Annotated in this window: 17 protein-coding genes; 6 read left to right on the top strand and 11 right to left on the bottom strand. The window is 62.2% G+C overall.

Going from position 1 to position 22,192, the window contains the following annotated elements; genetic code table 11:
* The first annotated feature begins 82 nt into the window (after nt 1-82).
* On the top strand, nt 83-1,012 hold the full coding sequence (locus MRY80_RS13975; protein WP_293291640.1) for a LysR family transcriptional regulator: 930 nt from the start codon (nt 83-85) through the stop codon (nt 1,010-1,012).
* 32 nt (nt 1,013-1,044) lie between these two features.
* Here MRY80_RS13975 and MRY80_RS13970 read toward each other — a convergent pair whose 3' ends face one another.
* The 4 genes from MRY80_RS13970 to MRY80_RS13955 form a co-directional block, all read right to left on the bottom strand.
* Nucleotides 1,045-1,677, bottom strand: coding sequence for an aspartyl/asparaginyl beta-hydroxylase domain-containing protein (locus MRY80_RS13970; RefSeq protein ID WP_293291639.1), 633 nt, complete (start codon nt 1,675-1,677; stop codon nt 1,045-1,047).
* Between the two features lie 61 nt (nt 1,678-1,738).
* On the bottom strand, nt 1,739-2,272 hold the full coding sequence (locus tag MRY80_RS13965) for an invasion associated locus B family protein (protein ID WP_293291638.1): 534 nt from the start codon (nt 2,270-2,272) through the stop codon (nt 1,739-1,741).
* 38 nt (nt 2,273-2,310) lie between these two features.
* The gene (locus tag MRY80_RS13960; RefSeq protein WP_293291637.1) at nt 2,311-3,345 is read right to left on the bottom strand and encodes a TIGR03032 family protein; all 1,035 of its coding nucleotides are present in this window, start codon (nt 3,343-3,345) and stop codon (nt 2,311-2,313) included.
* 146 nt (nt 3,346-3,491) lie between these two features.
* Nucleotides 3,492-7,568 (bottom strand): hypothetical protein, encoded by a 4,077-nt coding sequence (locus tag MRY80_RS13955; protein WP_293291636.1) that lies wholly within the window; start codon nt 7,566-7,568, stop codon nt 3,492-3,494.
* Between the two features lie 424 nt (nt 7,569-7,992).
* On the opposite strand from MRY80_RS13955, the gene MRY80_RS13950 reads away from it, so the two are divergent.
* A complete protein-coding gene (locus MRY80_RS13950) occupies nt 7,993-8,592 on the top strand; it encodes an OmpA family protein (protein WP_293291635.1) in 600 nt (199 codons plus the stop codon).
* Between the two features lie 102 nt (nt 8,593-8,694).
* On the opposite strand, the gene MRY80_RS13945 is transcribed toward MRY80_RS13950, so the two are convergent.
* The 6 genes from MRY80_RS13945 to MRY80_RS13920 all read right to left on the bottom strand — a co-directional run bounded on the left by MRY80_RS13945 (nt 8,695) and on the right by MRY80_RS13920 (nt 16,273).
* Nucleotides 8,695-10,026, bottom strand: a complete 1,332-nt coding sequence (locus MRY80_RS13945) for a glycoside hydrolase family 3 N-terminal domain-containing protein (RefSeq protein WP_293291634.1) — start codon at nt 10,024-10,026, stop codon at nt 8,695-8,697.
* 99 nt (nt 10,027-10,125) lie between these two features.
* Nucleotides 10,126-11,655, bottom strand: coding sequence for a caspase family protein (locus MRY80_RS13940; protein WP_293291633.1), 1,530 nt, complete (start codon nt 11,653-11,655; stop codon nt 10,126-10,128).
* A gap of 263 nt (nt 11,656-11,918) precedes the next feature.
* A complete protein-coding gene (locus MRY80_RS13935) occupies nt 11,919-13,223 on the bottom strand; it encodes a TRAP transporter large permease (RefSeq protein WP_293291632.1) in 1,305 nt (434 codons plus the stop codon).
* Entirely contained in the window at nt 13,216-13,728 is a 513-nt protein-coding gene (locus MRY80_RS13930) for a TRAP transporter small permease (RefSeq protein WP_293291631.1), read from the bottom strand. Before MRY80_RS13930 ends, MRY80_RS13935 begins: the two co-directional genes overlap by 8 nt.
* Nucleotides 13,729-13,735: 7 nt before the next feature.
* Nucleotides 13,736-14,722 (bottom strand): TRAP transporter substrate-binding protein, encoded by a 987-nt coding sequence (locus tag MRY80_RS13925; RefSeq protein WP_293291630.1) that lies wholly within the window; start codon nt 14,720-14,722, stop codon nt 13,736-13,738.
* Between the two features lie 270 nt (nt 14,723-14,992).
* The gene (locus tag MRY80_RS13920; RefSeq protein WP_293291629.1) at nt 14,993-16,273 is read right to left on the bottom strand and encodes a gallate dioxygenase; all 1,281 of its coding nucleotides are present in this window, start codon (nt 16,271-16,273) and stop codon (nt 14,993-14,995) included.
* Nucleotides 16,274-16,472: 199 nt separating this feature from the next.
* Here MRY80_RS13920 and MRY80_RS13915 point away from each other — a divergent pair, with 199 nt between their 5' ends.
* Nucleotides 16,473-17,366 carry a LysR family transcriptional regulator gene (locus MRY80_RS13915; protein ID WP_293291628.1) on the top strand — a complete coding sequence of 298 codons (894 nt, stop codon included), beginning with the start codon at nt 16,473-16,475 and terminating at the stop codon, nt 17,364-17,366.
* A gap of 31 nt (nt 17,367-17,397) precedes the next feature.
* Here the strand turns inward: MRY80_RS13915 and MRY80_RS13910 are convergent, their stop codons facing one another.
* Nucleotides 17,398-18,327 carry a LysR family transcriptional regulator gene (locus MRY80_RS13910; RefSeq protein ID WP_293291627.1) on the bottom strand — a complete coding sequence of 310 codons (930 nt, stop codon included), beginning with the start codon at nt 18,325-18,327 and terminating at the stop codon, nt 17,398-17,400.
* A 188-nt stretch (nt 18,328-18,515) separates the two neighbouring features.
* Here MRY80_RS13910 and MRY80_RS13905 point away from each other — a divergent pair, with 188 nt between their 5' ends.
* From MRY80_RS13905 to MRY80_RS13895, 3 genes are all read left to right on the top strand, one after another.
* Nucleotides 18,516-20,444, top strand: a complete 1,929-nt coding sequence (locus tag MRY80_RS13905; protein WP_293291626.1) for a TRAP transporter fused permease subunit — start codon at nt 18,516-18,518, stop codon at nt 20,442-20,444.
* Nucleotides 20,445-20,461: 17 nt separating this feature from the next.
* Nucleotides 20,462-21,433, top strand: a complete 972-nt coding sequence (locus MRY80_RS13900) for a TAXI family TRAP transporter solute-binding subunit (protein WP_293291625.1) — start codon at nt 20,462-20,464, stop codon at nt 21,431-21,433.
* 67 nt (nt 21,434-21,500) lie between these two features.
* The gene (locus MRY80_RS13895) at nt 21,501-22,181 is read left to right on the top strand and encodes a dienelactone hydrolase family protein (RefSeq protein WP_293291624.1); all 681 of its coding nucleotides are present in this window, start codon (nt 21,501-21,503) and stop codon (nt 22,179-22,181) included.
* Nucleotides 22,182-22,192 lie beyond the last annotated feature (11 nt).

Below are 22,192 nucleotides of genomic sequence, written 5' to 3'. Positions count from 1 at the left end.
TGGAGTGCTCATTTTAATGCGATTATTTGCGCAAATCCATGCGCTTGATTGACAAACCGTTGTGCGAATATGCTCATACACGATGGCCTTCGACTGGGATGATCTCCGCTATTTCCTCGCCGTCGCCCGCACCGGGCGACTGACTGCTGCCGCGCGCCGCATGGGCACCGATCATGCCACCGTCAGCCGGCGGATCGGCGCGCTGGAGCGTGAACTGGACGCCCTTTTGTTCGACCGTTCGCCGCGCGGCTATTCCCTGACGGATGCCGGCGAGCGGCTGCTCGCCCGCGCCGAAACCATCGAGACGTCGGCGGCAAGCATCCAGAACGACATCGCAGGTGAGAAATTCTCGCTGAGCGGCGCGGTGCGCATCGGCGCGCCGGACGGGTTCGGCGCGTTCTTCCTCGCCCCCCGCATCGGCGAATTGAGCCACCGTCACCCGCAACTGGAGCTGCAGATCATCGCGATGCCGCGCATCTTCAGCCTGTCGAAACGCGAGGCCGACATTGCCATCGGGCTTGAGCGCCCCGACAAGGGCCGCCTCTATTCGCGCAAGCTCACCGACTACACGCTGCATGTCTACGCGGCCCGAGACTACCTCGCGGGAGCGCCGCCGATCACCGGCAAGCGCGACTTCGCCAACCACCCCTGGATCGGCTACATTCCGGAACTGATCTTCACCCCGGAACTCGATTACCTGCAGCAGATCGGAGAAAGCCTCGCGCCGCGCCTGTCGAGCACCAACCTGCTGGCACAGCTGCGCGCGACCCAGGCCGGCACGGGATTGTGCATCCTGCCCGATTTCATGGCCTGCGAAGACCCGCATCTCGTTCCGGTGCTGCCCGAAGAGGTGGAACTGGTTCGCGCCTTCTGGGTGATCGCGCATATCGACTCGCGCGACACCGCGCGCATTCGCACGGTCGTCGATTTCATAGCCGAAAAGGTTCGCGCGGAACGGAAACGCTTCTGGTCGAGCGCCCGGCCGAGGCCGGGCGACGAAACCGTGTCGTGAGAGCCCCTCGGGGCGCCCTCACCTGAAGCCAATCAGGCCGAAACGGGCACCGCGGCTTCCAGCATCGCGGCTTCGGTCTCGTGATATCGGCAACGCGCGATGGAGTGCGGCAGCATGTCGACCATGAGGTGGACACGCATGACGTCGCTCTGGTTCTCGACCGAATGAACGACGACATTGTTCAGGTCGTAGAGCCGGCCCGGCTCCAGGAAATAGGCCTGCCGCTGAATGATGAATTTTACGCCCGGATCCGTCACGATCGGCACATGGGTGCGATGGATCGCGGCCAGGATGCCCATGTCGCGATGCGGCGTGATCACCTGCCCGGGCGGCAGTTCGGCCAATTGCACGCGCATCGGGTCGCAATTCGGGAATTCCGGCTGGATGTATTTCTCGATGATGTCGTCGACGAGATCGATCAACGGCCGATCCGCGTAGCGCATCACGTTGACATATCCGGAACGGGCCTCGAACAGCGTCTTTCTCATGACGTTGGCCGGCTTGTCATTATAGAGGAACACCGCGTTGCCGGGACGGTCGCCGGCGAGCGACACCCGGCTGTCACGATCCGATTCCCAATAGGAATAGGGCAGCTTCTCCATTGCTTCGCGCAACGGTTCTATGTCGACCAGCCCGTAGGTCTTCAAAGGTACGCCAATATCCATCGGAAACTCCCCCTGTGCCGAAAGACTCGGCCGCTCGAACGAAGACTATCCTGACCCAGCTCTAGCCGGAGATCAACGTGGCCGCGCGGTCATAGGCAGCGGAGAAACCTTTCAGGCTCACCTCGAACGTCGCTTTCTGGCCGGTCATTCCCGTGGCCATCACCTTGAGCGTTCCGCCCAGCTTGAGCCCGTTGACCGTTTTCGCCGGCCACTTAATCGGAACCATGCATCCCGCGCGAAGACAGGTCGAATAGGGGTTCGGCGCGGTCTCGGCGGAATCGTCGATCTGCAGCGTCACGCCATCCTTGAGCGAAACGCCGAGCGGCACGATCATGCGGCCGTTGGCATCGCCGTCGGATCCCGGCTGAAGGCGAATGACGAAAGCGGGGCTCTTGCTGCCCTTGCGCGACAGCACCTGCACGAGCGTGCATCCGACATTCGTCGCCTCGTTCTTCGTGACGGACTGGCAAACGACGCGCCAGGCGCCATAGGTCTCGTTCAGCGAAGTCGCGCCGTTCGGCAATCCCGCGGCGGAGACAGGCGCGGCGCAAAGACCGGCCAGCAATGCCGAGGCGGCAACAGTCCTGATGTTCATGACTCTCGGTTCCTTCGAGGCAGGGCCGTGACCGGCCGTTAGTGCTGGTTCAGAAACTCGTAATCGGGATCGTCGATCGTGATGAGAGGCAGCGCCTCGTCATTCATGAAGCCGATCGTCTTAGCGCAGCCGACCCCCGGTATGACGGCGACGTCATACATCTCGGCGACCTTTCCGTCGATGCGGAACCACTGCACCACATTGCCGGTGTCGAGATCGATGACCTGGATCCCGGTCCAGGGTTCGGAATCCGCCTGCTTGAGACGCTCGTCGAGCTCCAGTCCCTCGAACCGCTCGTAGCGCGGGCGCGAGAGCCCCACCACGGCAAAGCGATCGAAGAACGCCAGACCGCGCACGAAACCCGGGCAGAACGCCAAGGGCTGGAAGCGCTTGCTTTCCTTGTCCACCCAGCCGAGCTCGCCCGTGCCGGAATTCAGCAGCCACACCTTGTCGCGATAGACACGCGGCGAATGCGGCATGGACAGGCCTTCGCAGATGACCTCGTTTGCGTCGACATCCATCACGATGCCACCGTCGGAACGACGGTCACGCCAGCCGTCGACTGTGTCGGATTTGGATACGGCCGTCACGTAACGCGGCTTGCCGTCCTGCATCGCCATTCCGTTGAGATGGCAGCGGTCTTCGGCGACGATCTGCGAGATGAAATGCGGTTTCCAGATCGGCTTGAAGCTGTGCTCTTTCGACAGCGTCGCAAGGCAATTGTACTTCGTGTTGACGAAGACGATCTCGCCCTTGTCGGTCAGGCCGATGTCATGTGCGTCGATCACGCCCGTGAGATGCAGTTCCCGGCTGACATAGCAATGCGTGAACTGCTCGTTGACCCACTGCCCTTCGCGCAACACGTTTTCGAGCCGGACGATATGGCCCAGCGTCACCATGTAGAGCGAGTCGTCCGTCACATGCAGTCCCATCGCCTTGCGAAAGAACTGCTCATTGACCATCAGCCCGCCCTTGGTGTTCGAGCTGATCATGTAGAGACGGCCGGATTGATAGGACGTCGCGGCCAACGCGATCTTGTTGCGCTTCAGGAACCCGACCAAGCCGCCGGACATGGAATATTTGGCAGCCGGTTCTTTCGGCTCCTCGTTCCCGTCAGCTGGCTTTTGGCCGCGTCTTGCAGAAGTTGGCCCCGCCTTTTGCCTGGCGGGGCCGCTAACCTTGGTCGGGGATTTTGTCATTATGCGTTATTGGAACCCGATCAGAACTGGCCCTTCACAGCAGCCTTGAGCTGATAGCCGACCTCGCCGTCGAGGAAGGTCGCCCGCCCCGAAGCATCCACCGAGAAGTTGCCGTTCTGGAAGGAAATCGCTGCACCGGCATAGGGCATCGACCCGTCGGCGATGTCAACCGGTACATAGACCATCTCGTCCAGCAGCATCGCCTCGACTTCGCCGTCGCCGGAATAGCTGCGGAAGAGATAACCGCCGCCGACCGAGACGAAACCGCCCGCGAAGGCCTTCCGCAGATCGACACCGAGATCGGCCTCGTACATCTCCACGGTCTGTTCGCCGAAGGACGCGGTCTCCACCGAACCGCCGCCGACATGCGTGTCGTCGGTCGTCTCGCTGTAGCCGTCGATGGTCTGGCGCGCATAGCGGCCTGTCAACTGCGGCATCAACGCGAAGCCGTTGCCGATGTCGATGGTCGCTTCCGCAGACACTTCCGGACTGATCCACCAGCTGTCATAGCTGGAATTCGCCCAAGCCTCGCCCAGCGTCGCATCACCCGTTCCGGCCGTTCCGCCGTCGGCATAGCCGTTGTCAACGAGGTTGTCGTTGATGAAGCGCTGCCCGTCATGGCTGAGCATACCGCCGTTGATGGATGCTCCGAAGCGCAGCATGTTGAACGAGGCGCTGGCGTTCAGGCCACCGAACACACCCTCGGCACTGTTGTCGAAGGAGTTGGAGAACATGCTGCTGCCGGAGAGGTCCTCCCAGGCATAACCCAGCACACCGCCAATGCCGACCGCGTTGTTGACGTCGGTATTGAATCCGATCGCGAAGGCGCGCGACTTGGTGTTGTGGTCGAGCGTCGTCTCGCCGTTTCCGTCGTAGTCCTGGCTCGTGGCACCGCCGCCGATCCAGAAACCGCGACCGCTCGGCGTCTGCGCCGCGCCGTCCTTGACGAGGCCGGAGACCAGGCCCGCCAGGTCGGCTAGCATGTTCGGCGCAGCCGAAACCGCCGTCGGGTCCAGCGTCGCGAAGGTCTGCGTGGACGTATCCCAGACATAGGGGATGTCGCCGATCACATTCGGAGCGTCGCCGTCGATGACGCCGTCCATGTGCCAGACCACCGAATGCGACGGCCCGGTCTCGATGTTGACGACCGCCTCTTCGCCAGACGTTCCACCGAGAAGCATGTAGCCGCCGAAGAAGGCCGGCGCGGCGATGTTGAACGTGTTGGCGTAGCCCCGGATATCAAGCGCGTCGCCATAGGCGGCCACGGTCTTGCCGGACAGGTTGAAGGTGTTTCCGTAGACAGCCGAACCGTCATAGCCGGAATAATAGCCGCCATCGAAGTCGTCGCGATAGAAACTCGACACATGTATGCCGTCGGAATATTCGCCGAGAGTGACAATCACGCCCGAGTTTTCGATCGTATTGTCCGTGATCGCTTGATCGATGTAGGTACCGAAGTAATTCTCATGCGACGATGACGAATAGAAATTCGTCTCGGATCGCAAGCTGATGCCGTCCGAATAAGCACCGTATGTCTTGATCATGCCGGTATTCGAGATCGCATTGTCAGCAATGCGAGTGCTTGCACCGACATAGCCGAAGCCTGTCCAGTCATAACCGACATCTTCGGATTCCGCATACGCTTCCAGATCGATCTCCGCCTCTGCCCAGACAGAGATACCGGACGATTCGACCCCGTAAGTGACGATCTCACCGCTGTTACTGACGGTGTTCCCGACGATCTCGGCTACCGCGCTGGAATAGCCGACATACGCCTCGGCCACGTTATTCTCAGCCCACGCATAGACCTCGATTTCGGTCTCCGCATCGGCATCGAGCGATATGCCCATCGAGCCTTCGCCATCCGTGCGAATGGAGCCGGCATTGCTGATGTCGTTGTCGTTGATCCCCGCGAAGGAGTAAACATCGGACACGTCGACGATAGACTCAGAGTCGTCCTCGTAGTCGTCGGTGTGCAGCCGAGACGTCATGTACGCGTAGGCATAGGCCTCCGTGAAAATCTCGATACCGGTCGAGTCGTAGGAATGCGTCTCGATCGAACCGCTGTTCTCCACCGTGTTGTTGCTGAAGACCGCCGAGGCGAGACTGTAGCTGCTCTCGCCAGTGGTTGACGTCGCATTGCTGACATAACCGTCGGTGTCATAGCCAACGCTGGAAGAGCCGAAGATGAAGGCCTCGGCAAAGGCGTTCAACTCCATGCCGGAGGAATTGCCGGCGAAGGTCTCGATGGCACCCGAATTGGAGATCGTGTTGTTCTCGACTTCGGCGACAGCCCGAATATTGCCGATATAAGTCGTCGCCGACAGGCTGTCGGCGGAACCACCGATATAGTTGGTATAAGTAAAGGCCGAACCGGCAGCATAGGCGCCGGCATCGACATCGATGCCCGAAGATCCGTATCCGTAGGTCGTCAGCGAGCCGCTGTTGCTGATCACATTGTCCGCGACGGAAGCGTAAGCGTGGATGCGCTCCGTGCGCGCCTCAGCGCTGGAGTAGAACGTGTCACCATAACCGTAGTAGTCCGGCACGCCTGCACGCGCCATTTGCCACGGATAAACCCGGTTCCAGACGCCATTGTTGTACGAATCATAGTCATACCAGCCCGCATCGGCATAGGCGCTGACGTCGATTGCGTCGGAATGATTGCCGTAGGTGGTGATCGAACCGCTATTCGCGATCATGTTGTCGTCGATCGCGGCATGTGAGTAGAAATCCTCGACATGCGCGTAACCCGACGCCACCCACAAGTCGTAATAATCCTCCTCGGAATCCGCTTCCGCCCAGGCATCCACCTCTGAGTAGGCCCAGACCGAGATGCCGTCGCCGTTGTCTCCGAGTGTGGTGATGTCGCCTGAATTGGAGATCGTGTTGGAGCTGACAATGGCCTCAGCGTCCATGTCGTCGATATGCCCGACGACGTCAGCCAGCAACCCGGTCCCGACAGTGGAATAATCCCAGCCGTCATCGTCGTAGTCGTCACTGTCGTAGTACATATGCCCTTCCGCGTTACCCCACGCGTAGGCATTCGCACCCACATTGATGCCGTTGTAGTAAGATGTAACGGCGCCCGACTGCCAGATTTCGTTGCCGGACACCTCGCTCCGGGCGGCGACATGATTGACGAAACCCGACACGCTGCCGTCGAGCTCATAGTCGTGGAACTCGTTGTCCGAATGGACTGACGCTCCAACGTAGGAACCGGCGAAAAGCGCAATACCGGTCTCGGCGTCGATCGATCCCGAATTGGAGATCACATTGTCCGTCACCTCGGCCGTCGCATAAGCGCCGTCGATTTCGCCGAAGAGATGCCCCTCCGGGTCGTGCGCGCCGAGATTCGGATCGAGTTCGACATAGGTGTCGGCATAAGCCGACAGAAGAATTCCCGCATAATTGGCTTCGATGGAATCGGAATTCGTGACGACATTGTTATCGACCACAGCCATGGCGGAAATGTCGGACACCGTGGCACCAACATTGGAATACGACCCATCCCAGTCGGCATCCATCTCGACATACTGCTCCGCGCCTGCGGTCAGCCGTATGCCGCTCCCGGAGGAATCGATAATCCCGTCATTCAGGACATCGTTGTCACTGACTTCAATCGATGCGGGAGAGTTCGAGAAGTTCGGATTGTAGCCCGTATATTCGTAGTCAGGATTGTCTTCGACGTAGCTGAACCCCACCAACGCGATACCGTCGCTCTCGACGTCGACAAATCCGTTGTAATAGCTCGTCCCGTCCGTCTCCACGACACCATAGTTGGAGATGGAGTTGTTCGTGACGTCGTCTTCGCGGCCATAGATCGCGATGCCGACGGAACCGTCGCCGCTCGTATAGACCCCGCCTTCGTTGATCACCGTAATGTGGTTCGGGTCGTGCTCGCCGAGAACACCGGGATCGAGGTTGGTCGTCGTCTCGACAAAGCCCGTCGACGTGATCGTCAGGCTGTCATGATCACCGAGAACAAACGTCCCGTAATAGGGAATCGAAACGGTGAAATCCGCTGCCGACGACGCCCCCGTCACGGCCACCAGCATCGTTGAGGCCATCAGGCCGCTTACGATCCGCCTATCCATCGAAATCCCCTCTCATGAATCGCTGCCTCCGTTCTTGCCGCAGCGCGGGTTAAAGTCAATCTAAAAACCCTCTGAAAATGCTTAACAGAAACTGTGGATGAACTAATAAAAGTGGCAATTCCGCAACAGTAAGAGTTCTTTAAGCACAGATTGTAGGATGAACCACGTTCACTCGCCAGAACAATGCGGAAAACGCGAGGGAAGGAGGGCCACAAAACGGACTTCGCCGCTACCAGAATGTCGAGAGGCGGCAACGATCACCAGTGATGCGCACATGCCCTCGAACACCATTGGAGACTACACTCCTGCCGGGGGCTCTACCCCAATATGGGGAGGGCTTCGGCATTGCGCGCACCCTGAAGCTTGTGCATCGTTGCGTGAGAACCGGGCGCGGTGGCCGACGGGCGACAACGGGAGCAGGATGATGAAGCGAGCAACGGCAACTCTTCTCGTGGCGGCGTGGATGCTGGGGGCTCCGGGCGCCCTCGCCGAGGATGTTTCGAGCACGAACATCATCAACACGCTCAAGCCGAAGGTCGCGACGCGCAACATCTTCGGCGACAACCCGGCAGGCATGAGCGAAGAGGAATCGGCGTTCGTCTCCCGGCTCCGCGGCATAACTCGTGACATCAACGTGCAGGAACGAGACGAACTGGCGGAGATCGTCCAACAGAATGACCTGCCGTCGATCGATCTGGAAATCTACTTCGACTACAACTCCGCCGGCATCGGCCCCCAGGCCAAACCCGGCCTGATCGAACTCGGGCTGGCGCTGCGGAGCGACGCCCTGAAGGACATCGTTTTTCTCGTCAGCGGCCATACCGACGCGGTCGGCTCCGACGCCTACAACCAGGACCTTTCAGAGCGACGCGCCAAGAGCGTCAAAGCCTTCCTGACCGAGACCTTCCTGATCGAGACTGACCGCCTCATCGCCGTCGGATACGGGGAAGAGCAACTCAAGAACACATACGACCCCGCCGCCGCCGAGAACCGGCGCGTGACGATCGTCAGCCTCGTGCAATGAAGTCGCGCGTCCGGAATTGAACGGCCTCGAGGCGACAAAAAACCGCCCGGGCGAGCCGGACGGTTCATTGAATTTCGTCGCCAAGCGGCCGCTTTCGCGGCTTTACAGATCCGCAGGCAGATAGAGCGGGAAGTCGCGCTTGTTGGCAGCCATCAGCGCGGAGCTGAGAACGGGCCGGCTTTCCCCTTCGCCGATCGAGCGCGTCGAGATCGTGTCGAGCGCGGGAGCCTGGGCCTGAAGGTCCTGTTTCATGGCGAGGATGTTCTCGTAGGCCTGCTCGATGCGCACCTGCAGGGCGGCGTCGTGCTTGGCGGCCTTGCTCAGAAGCGAAACGACCTTGTTGGGAATGTCGACGTCGGGATGCTTGTCATTAGAGAAAATCAGGATGTCGTTGCCGGCCTTGACCGCCCGAATGACAGCGTCCTCGAATTTGTAGTTGTCCCAGATCGCGCCCATCTGAAGATCGTCTGAGATGATCACGCCGGTAAAGCCCAGCTTGCGCCGAAGCACGTCGTGCAGCCCGCTCTTCGACAGCGAGATCGGGGCCTTGTCGCCGTCGTCCTGAAGCTTGTCGTTACGCAGATGCGCGCTCATCACGAGATCGACCTGCTTGTCCTTGATCATCATGCTGAACGGATCGAGCTCGGCGCTTTTCCACGTCCGGGAAACATCGACCGCGCCCTTGTGGCTGTCGAGCTTGCTGGAACCGTGTCCCGGGAAGTGCTTCAGCGCGGTCAGGACGCCCTGCTCGCGATGCGCGGTCACGAATGCCGTTGCGAATTGAACCACTTGCGACGGATCGTCCGAATAGCTGCGCCCCAGCCGCCCGATGATCGGGTTGGAACGGTTGACGTTCAGATCGACGACCGGCCCGAGATTGAGGTTGAAGCCCCAGGCGCTCAGGCTCTCGGCCAGCAATTCGTAGCGCTCATAGGCCTCGCGCGGCGAGAAATCGGAACTTATCTCGGCAGCCGAGGGCGTATGCGGGAAGCCCGCCTCCGGCAGAAGCCGTTCGATCCGGCCGCCTTCCTGGTCGACCGCGATCAGCAGCGACGGCCTGTCGCGCGCCGCGATCTGCAGCGCCGCGTTCAGATTGGCGACCTGCGTCTGGTTGGTGACGTTGCGGCGCAGATAGAGGACGCCGGACACCTTGCCGGCCTCGATCTGTCCGGTCAGCGTCTTGACCCATTTGTGGTCAGGCGTGTCGCCGCGAAAGCCGACCATGATCATCTGGCCGATCTTCTCTTCGAGGGTCGTCGGGCGGGGTGTCGGCAATCGCGAGGACGCTTCGATGCGTTCGCTCGGCAGCGCCGGCGCCGTTTCCGCGGCGATCTGAATGGAAGAGACCCGGGACTGGTCCAGTTCGACGTCCCCGGAGGATGCCTGCATTGCGGATGCGCACAGCAGCGCCGTCGCGATCATCAGTTTCCGCATGTGCCTTTTCCCACCATGAACTCTTTGGCCCAATTTGGTAAGTAAAAGTGGTTAATATGAGGTTACGATGCCCGTCTTCGCGCCCGCGCCGCCGGGTCGTCAGGGTCCCTCGACGGGAACGACCGAGAAGGGCTGGACCATGCGGCTGGTCTTTAGAGCGGCGATGACGCCTTTGCGGGAATTGCTGTTTTCATACGGCTGCCTGCTGCCGCTCTTCAACCAGCATTGATCGGTCTTTGTGAAGTAGACGAAGGCGACGCCGTCGCAATCGGAATTCCTGCGGCATGTGCTGAGGCACGCTTCGAAGGTCGTGTCGCCGGACTTGCCGAGATCGTAACCGTCGAGATCGTGCTTGTTGTAGACGTCCCATTCCACCTCGACGGACGGCGCATCCTGGCGCCCCTCCCCCTGGAAAAAGAAGCCCGAATACGCCCCGGTGAAGGTCTGCGCGAAATTGTAGCCGTTCTTCAGGAAGCAATGATTGGCGACAGTATTGTAAGTATAGGCGCGACATGAACTGCGCTGGGCGCATTCTCTCGCGCACTGCGCCGGCGTGGGCGACTTGAACCCGCCCTGTATGATGTCGCTGCCGTAGAGATCGACATTGTCATATTGCGCCAGGTACCAGCCGAACCGTTCGGTGTTGTCATCGCCCAACAGATCCCTGATCCGGTTCCTGGCCAGGCGCTCATAGACTGTTCCGGGGTAGAGATCGACGATCGTCTGGAAGTCGCTGACGACCCTGGAATCCCTGACGGCCTCCCAGGCTTCCTTCGCCTCGTTGCGCGTGTAATCGCTCACCACGTCATTCGTCTGCTTGCCGGGATCGAGGAGCGCGGTCTGCGGATTGAGGTAGATGTCGTCGCCGGGCAGCGAGCCGTAATAGAACGGCTCCTGCCGCTGCCTGTTGCTCTCGGTGGAGCGCATCACGTCGTCCCGTACCCGGCGGAACATGCGCCCGACATCCATGTTCTTCTGGCCGACATATTTCAGCAGCGCTTCGGTATAGGGGCTGTTGCGGCCTCGGCCGTCGCTCGCCGTCGTGCCCTCCTTGGCCGAATAGCCGACAAGCGTGCCCGCTTCGGGTTCGATTGCGATCAGGCCGCCGGGAACGTTGGAGCGCCGCGCCGTCCCTGCTGAACGCATCTGCGTCAGGAAGGGGTTGTTGCGGCAGGCGTCGAGCAGGACCACCTTCAAGCGCTTCGCCCCGCTGACCGCGTTCAGCATGTAGTCCAGCGGGATGGCCTGGAACGCGACCTGGCTGTCGCTCTCCAGCGTCGCGTCGGTGGGGATCAGATAGTTCTGCTTGTCGATCTCGATGCCGTGGCCGGCAAAGAAGATGATCGCGATCTCCGCGCCTCGCGCCTTGTCCGTGAAGCGTGCGAGCGCCAGGCGCATGTCGTCGAACGTCGCGTTCGTGACGACATCCACGTCATAGCCGATGCCGCTTAGCTCGGCGGCCATGTCGGTGGCGTCGTTCACCGGGTTGGCGAGCGGGTTGATCGACCTGTAGGCGGCGTTGCCGATGACCAGCGCGACATGGGAAGCGGCGTTCGCCAGCGTCGAACAGAACAGCGAACCGGCGACGACCGTCAGGATCATGATGAAGATTCGGATCTGGCCGAACATGCTGGGTCTCGCCTTCAGATAATTCTACAATCCTGCGTTCAACCGGGGCTCCGATTGAAACCGGTTGGTGCGCGCTTGGCAATTGCACGATGAAATATTTCTTGAATTCCACCCCCTGTGCAACGCCGGATGGCCGCAGGTGTGACAAAGATGCGTCTCTCTGAGGCCATTGCCTGGGACGTCATCGAATGCGCACAGCAAAACGCCGGCCTGGTTACCCGGCCGGCGTCTCCTGGATTTCAAGTCCATCGATATCCCGGTCGCTACCGGAACATGGCCTCCGGAATGAGGAGCGCGATGGACGGGAAGATCACGATCAGCAGCAGGCAGACCGCCATGGCGAACCAGAAGGGCAAGACCCCTCGGAAGATCGTCGACATGGGCACGTCGCCCGCCACGCTCTTCACCACGAACACGTTCAGCCCGACCGGCGGCGTGATCATGCCCATCTCGATGACGATCACCGCGATGACGCCGAACCAGATCGGATCGAAGCCGAGCGCGGTGACGATCGGAAAGAAGATCGGGATGGTGACCACGAGCATGGCGAGCCCGTCCATGAACATGCCGAGCACCAGATACGCGACCACGATCAACAGCAGGACGCCATAGGGTCCCAACCCGACGGAGGTCATCGCCTCGCCCAGCGTCGCCGGCAGATGCGTCAGCGCCAGGAAAGGGTTGAGCACGCTCGCACCGATGACGATCAGATAGAGCATCGCGGTTGTGCGCACGGTGTCGGCGATCGCCTGCGTGAAGGTTGTGAAGTCCAGCTTGCCGGTGAAAAGCGCCATCACGAGCACGAGCGCGGCACCGACGCCGGCGGCCTCGACGGGCGTGAACACGCCGAGATAGATGCCGCCGATCGACACGAAGATCACCACGATGAGCGGCATCGCACGCATCAGCGCGAGGAAACGCTTCGCGAGCGGCACCGCATCGCCCGGGCGACCCGCCGCAGGATCGCGAAGCGTGACGAGCGCGACGGCTGCCATGAAAAGCGCCGTCAGCAGCAGGCCCGGCAGGATGCCGGCCATGAACAACTGCCCGATGCTCTCTTCCGTCAGGATGGCGTAGAGCACGAAGCCGGTTGACGGCGGAATGAGAAAGCCCAGCGTTCCGCCGGCCGCGATCGAGCCGGTGGACAGGGCGTCCGAATAGCCGAACCGCTTCATCTCCGGCAAAGCGACCTTGCCGATGGTCACCGCGGTCGCCACCGACGAACCGCTGACAGCGGCGAACGCCGCGCAGCCGATGATCGAGGCCGAAGCCAGCCCTCCCCTCAACCAGCCGACCCAGGCGAACGCGGCTTCGTAAAGCCGGCTGCTGAACCCGGCGACCGAGGCGATGTTGCCCATCAGGATGAACAGCGGAACCACGGTAAGGGAATAGTTGGACGTCGACGAGAAGGTCTCGGTGACGAGGAGCGCGTTGGCGGACCGCGTGCCGTTGAGGATGACGGTTCCGAAATACCCCACCGCGAGCATCGCCATGCCCACGGGCATGCGCAGTATCATCAGCACGAACATCGCGCCGAGGCCGCAGAGGCCGATCATGAAGTCACTCACTGCGACCTGCTCCTGCACGAATGATGTCTATGAGTTGAAGAAGCAGCACGATGGCGTAGAGCATCGCCCCCAGAACCAGCAGCCCGTAGAAGGGCCAGAACGGGATCTGCAGCATGTTGGTGGCGTCGCCATATTCGGCGGCGTCGACCAGCTTGTCCCACGACCGCCATGTCAGCATCGACAGGATGTAGACCGAGATGCAGCGCGCCAGCACGTCGCCCACGAAGCGTCCGTAACGCCCGATCCGTTCGTCGAAGACATCGACGCGAATGTGGATCTCGTCGCGCGCTGCGCCCGGCATCGCGAGCATCACCAGCACGACGGAGGCAAGCTGGATGATCTCGTTGCCGCCCAGGATCGGCGCCTCGAAGACGTAGCGCATGATCACGCCGGCAGACGTCGCCACCAGCAGAACGCCGAGCGCCAGCGACGACAGGATCGTCAGCAAGCGAACGGCCCGCCCGACATGTGTCGAGCGGGCCAGTTCCATGTGCGGTTCACTCACGGCCGCGTCACTCGGCTTTCAGCGCGTCGACATAGGCCGAGGCTTCAAGTCCCGCCGCGTCGGCATCGGCGATGACCTTTTCCACGACCGGCGCCGAGGCGGCGTTGAACTCTGCAGCCGCTTCATCGGAAAGAACGATCACTTCCTTGCCCTCGGTTGCCTCGAAGCCCTCAAGCGCCTTGTCGGCGATGCCGAGCCAGGCCTTGTTGCCGTCCAGCGCGGCCTGACGGCCCGCGTCGAGAACGACCTTCTGCTGATCGTCGGTCAAGTCCTCGAAGCTGTCGCGGTTCATGATAAGAAAGAAGCTCGAAATCGTCGAGTCCATGCCCATGGTGATGTAGTTCGTCACCTCGGCCAGCTTGAACGCGCCAAGCGTGGTCGCGTCGATCATGGCCCCGTCGATCACGCCGGTCTGCATGGAGTTGTAGATTTCCGGAGCCGGCATCGAAACCGGCGTCGCGCCCCATGCCTCGACGACGAGGCCGGCATTGCGCGACGGCACGCGGATCTTGAGGCCCTTCAGGTCCGCCAGCGAACGGATCGGCTTCTCGGCCGTGAAGAGCAGGTTCGGCGCGTTGTTCCACAAGCCGAGCAGCGCCACGCGACGATACTCCTTGGCAAGCATGTCGGTGTGATCCTGGACCTTGGCGGTGCCGGTTTCCGCGTCGATCACGCCCGGAAGCTCGGTCAGCAGCGTCTTCGGAAAGTTCGACGCCGTATAGCCCGGCAGGCCGAAGGCGATGTCGGCGACGCCGTCGACCGCGCGATTGTACTGCTCGGCCGGGCCCGGGCCCAGTTCACCGCCCATGAAGATGCTGACCGTGACCGCGCCATCGGTGCCCGCAGAAATGGACTCGGCCATCGGCTTGTAAACGTTTTCGACGACGAAGTGGCTCGGCGGCTGGAAGTCGGCGAGCTTCAGATCCGTCGCCGATGCCGTGGTGGCTGCGAGGACGAGCGCTGCCGAAACGGCGGAAGCGAGTTTTGCGATCATGGAATTCCTCCTGACTGATCGTTCTTCTTGAATGGGTTCTTGCGTTTTCGGGATCGGGCATGGCTGCCAGCAGCGGGGCAAGGCTCTCGCCCGCGCGATGGCGTCACCTTCGACGACGGACCGATGCGCCTGCCTGATCCCGGATGTGTTCGAATTCCGTTTCCCCGGACGACGCACTAGCTAGCGACCACGCCCCGTGCGGAAAAATTGAATCTCCGCACGAGCTATTCAAAATCCGCACAGTCGCGATTGGTCCGCACAGGCCCGAAATCAGGCCGTGTCCATTTCCTTCACCTTGTCGCCGCCGGCGACCGAGTACTTGATCGGCACCTTGCGCGTGGCGAGGAACTCGTCGAGCGTCTCGCCGCGAAAGGCCGCGTAGACCTCGGGGTTCGACACGCCGATCACGGCGGCCAGCTTCTCCAGCATGAAGAAGCTCACGCCACGATGGATCATCTCGATCCACTTGCGGTTCTTCACCAGGTCGATTTCCTCGGCCGTCAGCCCCCGTTCGGCGGCCAGCGCGTCGAAATCGTTGACGAAACGCTCGCGGTGTTCCGGGTGGATCAGGTCATGCAGGAAGGAGTTCAGCCGGAAATTGGCATGGCTGCGGGCATGGGTGAAAGGATAGGTGCCCGCAAGCGTCTCCGCGCCGGCCAGGTGATAACCGACATGGTCGCGATAGGCCTCGATCTCGGCCTGATCGGGTTCGCCACCCAGATCCTCGAAGACCAGCGTGGCGATGTTGGTCACCGACGGCGCGTAGGTCTGCTTGTGGACCAGCCGCACGTCGTCGGACAGCGCGCCGCGCATGATCAGCCACATGATGACCTCGGCGCCCTCCATGCCGCCATTGACCACATATTCGGCCAGACGCATGTCGACCAGCTTCTGCGGATCCTTCTCGAGCAGTTCGAGGAACTCGTTGTCCCACTCCTCGTTGATGAAGCCGGCGCGTTCGCCATGGACCTGGTGGCTGAGCCCGCCGGTCGCCATGATCGCCACGTTCAGATCCTCGGGATAGCTCTCGATCGCCTTGCGCAGCGACTTGCCGAACTTCCACATCCGCTTCGGCGTCGGGATGGGCAACTGAAGCAGGCCGCAATGCAACGGCACGACCTTGCCCGGCCATGGCCCGTTCTCGTCACCCAGCATCGAAAGGGGCGACAGCATTCCGTGGTCGACGGGCTTGCCCTGGAAGAACGACATGTCGAACTCATCGGCCGTCATCGCCATGGCGATGTGCTGCGACAGGCCCAGATGGCCCTTGGCCGGCGGCACGTCGCGCGGCCCGCCGCCCTCGTCGGCTGGATAGTAGGTGTCGTCGATCCCCATCGAGAAGAACGGGTAGTGGTCGAAATAGAACGACGTGACATGGTCGTTGTAGATCAGGAACAGGACGTCGATGTCCCTGTCCTGCACCCATTTGCGCACCTGGGCGAAGCCCTCGAAGATCGGCGCCCAGGCCGGATCGTTCTCCTTGTGCGTGTCCTTTGCAAAGCCGATGGTCGGCGAATGCGAGGCGCCGATGCCTCCGATGATCCGTGCCATATCCCATGCTCCCTGTTCTGGCGTCTGCGTGGGGAAAAGCTGCAACTCGGCCAACCGCCCTCGCCCTTCAGGCGAACCGTCGATGTCATCGAGCTGTTGAAACACTCCTCCGATCGAGAACTATACAAAGCTTTCAATGCGGAACAATTCGTGCAAATGAGACGCAACGTTCACAATCGTAGACAATCGGATCGCTGCGATGAGATGGAATATCGACGACATCCCCATCTTCGTGAAGGTCGTTGAACTCACCGGTTTCACTGCGGCTGCAGACGCGCTCGGCATGCCGAAATCGACGGTCAGCAAGGCCGTCAACCGGCTGGAGGACGCGCTCGGCCTGCGCCTCCTGAACCGCAATTCGCGCAATGTCCGCGTGACCAGCGAGGGTGAGACCTTCTACCGGCAGGCCATGCTGATCATGGAGCAGGTGCGCGAAGCCGACGCCGTGGTCGAGGGCCTGAGCGCGACGCCTGCCGGTCGGCTCGTCGTGGCGCTGCCGCCGGCCTTCTGCCAGGAGATCGTCTCGCCTGCGCTCGCAACCTTCCGACGCCGCTACCCGAACGTCGATCTGGAAATCATCGCGACCACCCATGGCGCCGACATCCTGCGTGACCAGTTGGACATCGCCGTCGTGGTCGGGCCGCTGAACGATTCCGAACTGATTTCAAGGTCGCTCTATTCGGGACGCCTGGTCTGGGTGACCAGCCCCGGCTTCCTGCGCGACAATGCGCCGGGTGACAGCCCCGAAGACCTGGTGGGCAACATCCAGATCTGTGAAAAACGCTATGGCCTGAGGCGGATGCCGGTACGGATCGAAGGCGCGCCGGCACATCTCGACCTGACACGCGGCGTGACCCATGTGAACGATCCGTTGTCGGTTCGCGCCGCGGTCCTGGCCGGCGCGGGCATTTCCCTGTTGCCCGAACTCTATTGCCGGCAACACATGCTCCAGGGCGAACTCGTCGAGGTGTACGAGCACATCTCCTTCGACCTGTCCTCGTCCGTCCTCTCGGTCGTCTATCCCAGCCGGCGCCTCCTATCGCCGACCACGCGCGCGTTTCTCGAGTTTCTCGACGAGGTCTGCAGTCCCTGAAGACGCGGCAGCGAGACTTCCGTCGCGCCAATCACTCGGGCCTGCCTTCCCCCTGCCGGCAGGCGGCCAGCAGCTTCTCGCGGATCCATTGATGCTTGGGATCGCTGTCGAAGCGACGATGCCAGATCAGGTCGTGGGCGATCGGCTCGATCTCCATCGGCAAAGGCAGGGTGGCGAGCCCGTAATTGCGCGCGAAATAGTCGGCCGTTCTCACCGTGAAGACGCCGATCATGTCGCTCTCCTGCAGCAGGTTCGGCGCCATGGTGAAATTCGTCACCGACACCATGACGGCTTCGCGATGCAGGCCCTCGCGCTTGAGGATCGAATCGAACGCCGCCTTCCGGTCACCGCCGGAACTGACCACGAGGTGGGGATAGGACAGTACCATCGCGAGATCGGCGGGGCGCTCCCCGTTCAGGATCGGATGGTCCTTTCGGCAAAGGCAGACCAGCGCTTCCTTGTTGGCATGCTCCCGACTGAGCGTCGGCGGCAGGCGGTCGAACCACCCGAGCGCGACGTCGATCTCCTGCACCTCGATCAGACGAATGGCGAAACCGCGATCCGTGGTCCGAAGATCGATCGAAATGCCGGGCGCCGTCGCCCGCAGATCCTCCAGGAACGGCAGCATCACGGGCAGGCTCAGGCGGTCGGGCGCGCCGATAACGAAACGAAGCCGGGCCGTCTCCGGCACGAAATCCGACGGCTGGGAGAGGCATTCCTGCGACAGCCGCATGATTTCGGAGACGGTCCGCGCCACTTCGAGGGCCCGCGGCGTCGGCGCCAGCCCGCCCGGCGTCCGCACGAAGAGCGGATCGCCGAACAGGTCGCGCATGCGCCTGAGCGAATTGGAGACCGCCGACTGCGTGCGGCCCAGCCGCTGGCCCGCCAGCGTCACGCTGCGCTCCTCCATCAGCGCGTGGAAGACCGCAAAGAGGTTCATGTCGAAGCTGTAGGGCGTCATGGTTCAGGCGTCCGGCATCAATCCAAATGATGTTCTATTACATCATCATGAATTTGCATAATGTGTCGCAGCCCAATAACCTGCGCGCATCGGGCCGATCCACCGGAGAGTGCGACGCCTGACGCGAGGGAGGAAACCGTGCCGCACAGCGACACCTTGGCCGATTTGCCGTCGAACGGAATGGCTGTATGAACACGGCCGCCGAAGAGAGGCAGGGCGGCAGATTTCTGGATTGGCTGGTCGCCGGTCTCGCCACGCTGATGTGCGTGGCCTGCATCCTGTGGAACGTCGAGACCCCGACCCGGCTCGGCGTCGCCATCCTGATCGAACAGTACCTGGCCCTGCAGCTCGGCCTCGCGCTGACGATCGTGTTCCTGCGCTTCGGGTGGCGAGGACAGGAAACGCCGAAGCTGAATGTCGTCAACGGCCTGATCGCGCTGATCTGCTTCGGCGTGCTGATGTATGCGGCCTGGGATTTCTCCTGGCTGTTGAAGGAACAGTTCTACCGCCCCTGGCAGATCACCCTGATCGGGACGGTCGTCACGCTGGCCGTCATGGAGGGCATCCGCCGCCGCACAGGCATGACCCTGTTCGTCATCGTCGCGATCTTCCTCCTCTATTCGCTCGTCGCCGACAAGGCGCCGGGAGACCTGATCGGCAAGGCGCTGAGCCCCGTCAGGCTGGTGCAATATGTCGGCTTCGACCCGTCGGCCGTCTTTTCGACGCCGCTGCGCGTCGGCACGGTCATCGTCCTCCTCTTCGTCTTCTTCGGGCAGCTTCTCTTCGCCGCCGGCGGCGGAACCTTCTTCACCGATCTCGCCATGGCGGCGACCGGCCGCACGCGCGGGGGCAGCGCCAAGATCGCCGTCGTCGGCTCCGCCCTGTTCGGCTCGATCTCCGGCTCGGCCGTCTCCAACGTGGTGACCACCGGCGTCGTCACGATCCCGCTGATGCGTCGCGGCGGCTACTCGGCCCGCGACGCCGGCGCCATCGAGGCCGTCGCCTCGACGGGCGGGCAACTGATGCCGCCGATCATGGGCGCGGCCGCCTTCCTGATGGCCGAATTCCTGGACATCTCCTACCTCACGGTCGCCGCGGCCGCCCTCGTGCCGGCGATCCTCTATTACATCTCGGTCTTCGTGCAGGTGGACCTGATCGCCGGACGCGACAATGTCGCCAGTTCCAGCGAAGACATGATGACCGTGCGCGAGACGCTGGCCGCCGGCTGGCACTTCCTCATCCCCTTCGCCGTCCTGCTCGGCGCCCTCTTCTGGTGGCGTTTCGACCCCGAGGATTCCGCCCTGCTCGCTTCCGTCGCCATCGTCGCGGTCGGCTTCGCCCGCGGCTACAAGGGCGACCGCCTGTCGCTCAAGACCCTCGGCCGCGTCTTCGTGGAAACCGGGACCTCCATGGTCGACCTGATCCTGATCGTGGCCGCGGCCGGCTTCGTGATCGGCATCCTGAACATCACCGGCCTCGGCTTCGCGCTGACCCTGCTGCTGGTCAATTCCATCGGAACCAACCTCTTCGCCCTGCTGCTCATCTCGGCCTTCATCTGCACGCTGCTCGGCATGGGCATGCCGACCTCGGGCGTCTACGTGCTGCTGGCAGCCTTGATCGCACCGTCGCTGGTCCAGGCCGGCGTGACCCCGGTCGCAGCGCACCTGTTCATCCTCTATTTCGGCATGATGTCGATGATCACGCCGCCGGTGGCGCTTGCGGCCTTTGCCGCCGCGACGATCACCAAGACCGACCCGCTCGGCACCGGGTTCGCCGCGATGCGTGTCGGATGGGCCGCCTACATCATCCCGTTCATCTTCGTCGCGACCCCTTCGCTCCTGCTGGAAGGCAGTGCCCTGGAGATCGTCCTTGCGGGCGTCATGTCGGCGATCGGCATCGCCGCTATATCGGCCGCCGTGGTCGGCTTCCTGCATGAACGGCTCGGAGCCGGGCTGCGCCTGGTGCTTGCGGCGCTCGGCTTCGCGGCGCTGCCGATCGGCTATCTGCCGCAAGGGCTGGAACTCGTTCACCCCGCCGCCACGGTCGCGACGGTGATGCTCGCCATCGGGCTCTTCTATCTCAAGCGCGGCAACGCACAAGATAATCAGATGGGTTGAAAAAGGGAGGAAACCTCATGAAATCTCTGACGAAAATGCTGATTGGCAGCGTCGTGGCAAGCCTGCTGGCGACAGGCATGGCGGCCGCTCAGGTGGTGACGGTCGCGACCGGTGCGCAGGGCTCGCTCGCCTACAGTTCCGGCCAGGCGATCGCCAAGGTCGCCAACGAGAACGGCATCACGGCGCGCACGCAGCCGCTGGTCGGCTACCTGCCGCTCCTCAACACCGGCGAGATCGATTTTGGCTTCTCCAACGGCGTCGAGGCGGAATTCGCCCTCGGCGGCACGGGCAACTACGACCGCGCGCACCCCAACATCCGCCTCGTCGGCACGATGTTTCCGCTGACGACCGGCATCATGGTCCGTGCCGATGCCGACGTGCACACCATCGCCGATCTGAAGGCGAAGATGGGCGAGCTGAAGATCGCCTCGGAATACACCTCATCGACTATCATCCCCTTCTACATCGCCGGCGGCCTCGCCAATGGCGGCATGAAATACGAGGATTTCCAGCAGGTTCCGGTGTCGAGCTTCGTCGCCGGCATCAACGCGCTCGGCGACAAGCTCGTCGATATCGCGCTCGTCAGCCTGAACAACGGCGCGGGCAAGCAAGTGGAAGCGAAGCTCGCCGGTGACGGCGGCCTCGAATACATCTCGCAGGACGCTTCGCCGGAAGGCATCGCCGCGTTCAAGGCCTTCCTGCCGGCCGGTGACATCGTCACCATCAAGGCCAACGAAAACATCCCGGGCATGAAGTCCGACAAGAACCTGATGCAGATCCCGTGGATGATGCTGACCAATGCCGACGTGTCAGACGAACTCGTCTACCAGATGACCAAGATCGTCGCCGAGAACAATGCGGCATTGAAGGAAAGCTTCGGCGCTTTCGGCAATGCCAAGCTCGAGAAGATGGCCCCGGCCAACGGCGTCCCCTACCACCCGGGCGCGCTGAAATACTACGAGGAAGCCGGGATCGCGGTGGGCAATTGACCATCGGCAGGGTCGCGCGCGCTTCGCGGGCGGCCCATCCAACTGAAGCACGAGGACAGGCAAGACCATGAACACGGCACCGCAGGGCGCAATGACGCGTCTCACCGCATCGGACGGGCATGAATTCGACTGCTGGATGGAACCGGCGCGAGGCGACCGCAAGGGCGGCGTCGTGATCCTGCAGGAGATCTTCGGCGTGACCGATCAGCTCAAAGGCGTCGCCGCGCGGTTCGCCGAAAAGGGATACGACGCTGCGATCCCCGCGCTCTTCGACCGTCAGGCACCGGGAACGGTTCTCGCGTTCGACAATGGCGCGCCCGGTCGCGACATGATGCTGGCGGCCGATCTGGACGCGACGATGGCGGATGTCGACGCCGCCGCCCAGGCGCTTGCCGCGAAGGGCGGCAAGGTCGGCGTCGTCGGTTTCTGCTGGGGTGGCGGGCTGGCGCTTCGGGCCGCCCAGAAGCTCGACGTGGCCGCCGCCGTCGCCTTCTACGGCACCCGGCTTCCCCAATATCTCGACTGTCCGTTGAAGGCGCCGCTGCAGGGCCATTACGGCACGCAGGACGGCCATGTGCCGCCCGAGATGCTGCAGCAGGCGATCGACTACCTGCCGGATTTCGAAGTCCACACCTACGAGGCAGGCCACGCCTTCGCCAATGACGCACGCCCGGCCGATTTCGTGCCGGATGCGACCGCACTCGCCTTCGAGCGCACGGACGCGTTCTTCGCCCAACACCTCGCCTGAGGCTACGGTTC

The sequence above is a fragment of the Oricola sp. genome, assembly GCF_022763245.1.
In the GTDB taxonomy this organism is placed as follows: Bacteria; Pseudomonadota; Alphaproteobacteria; order Rhizobiales; family Rhizobiaceae; genus Oricola.
Note: the sequence above shows the minus strand (reverse complement) of the source record. Positions and strands in the feature narration are given on the sequence as shown.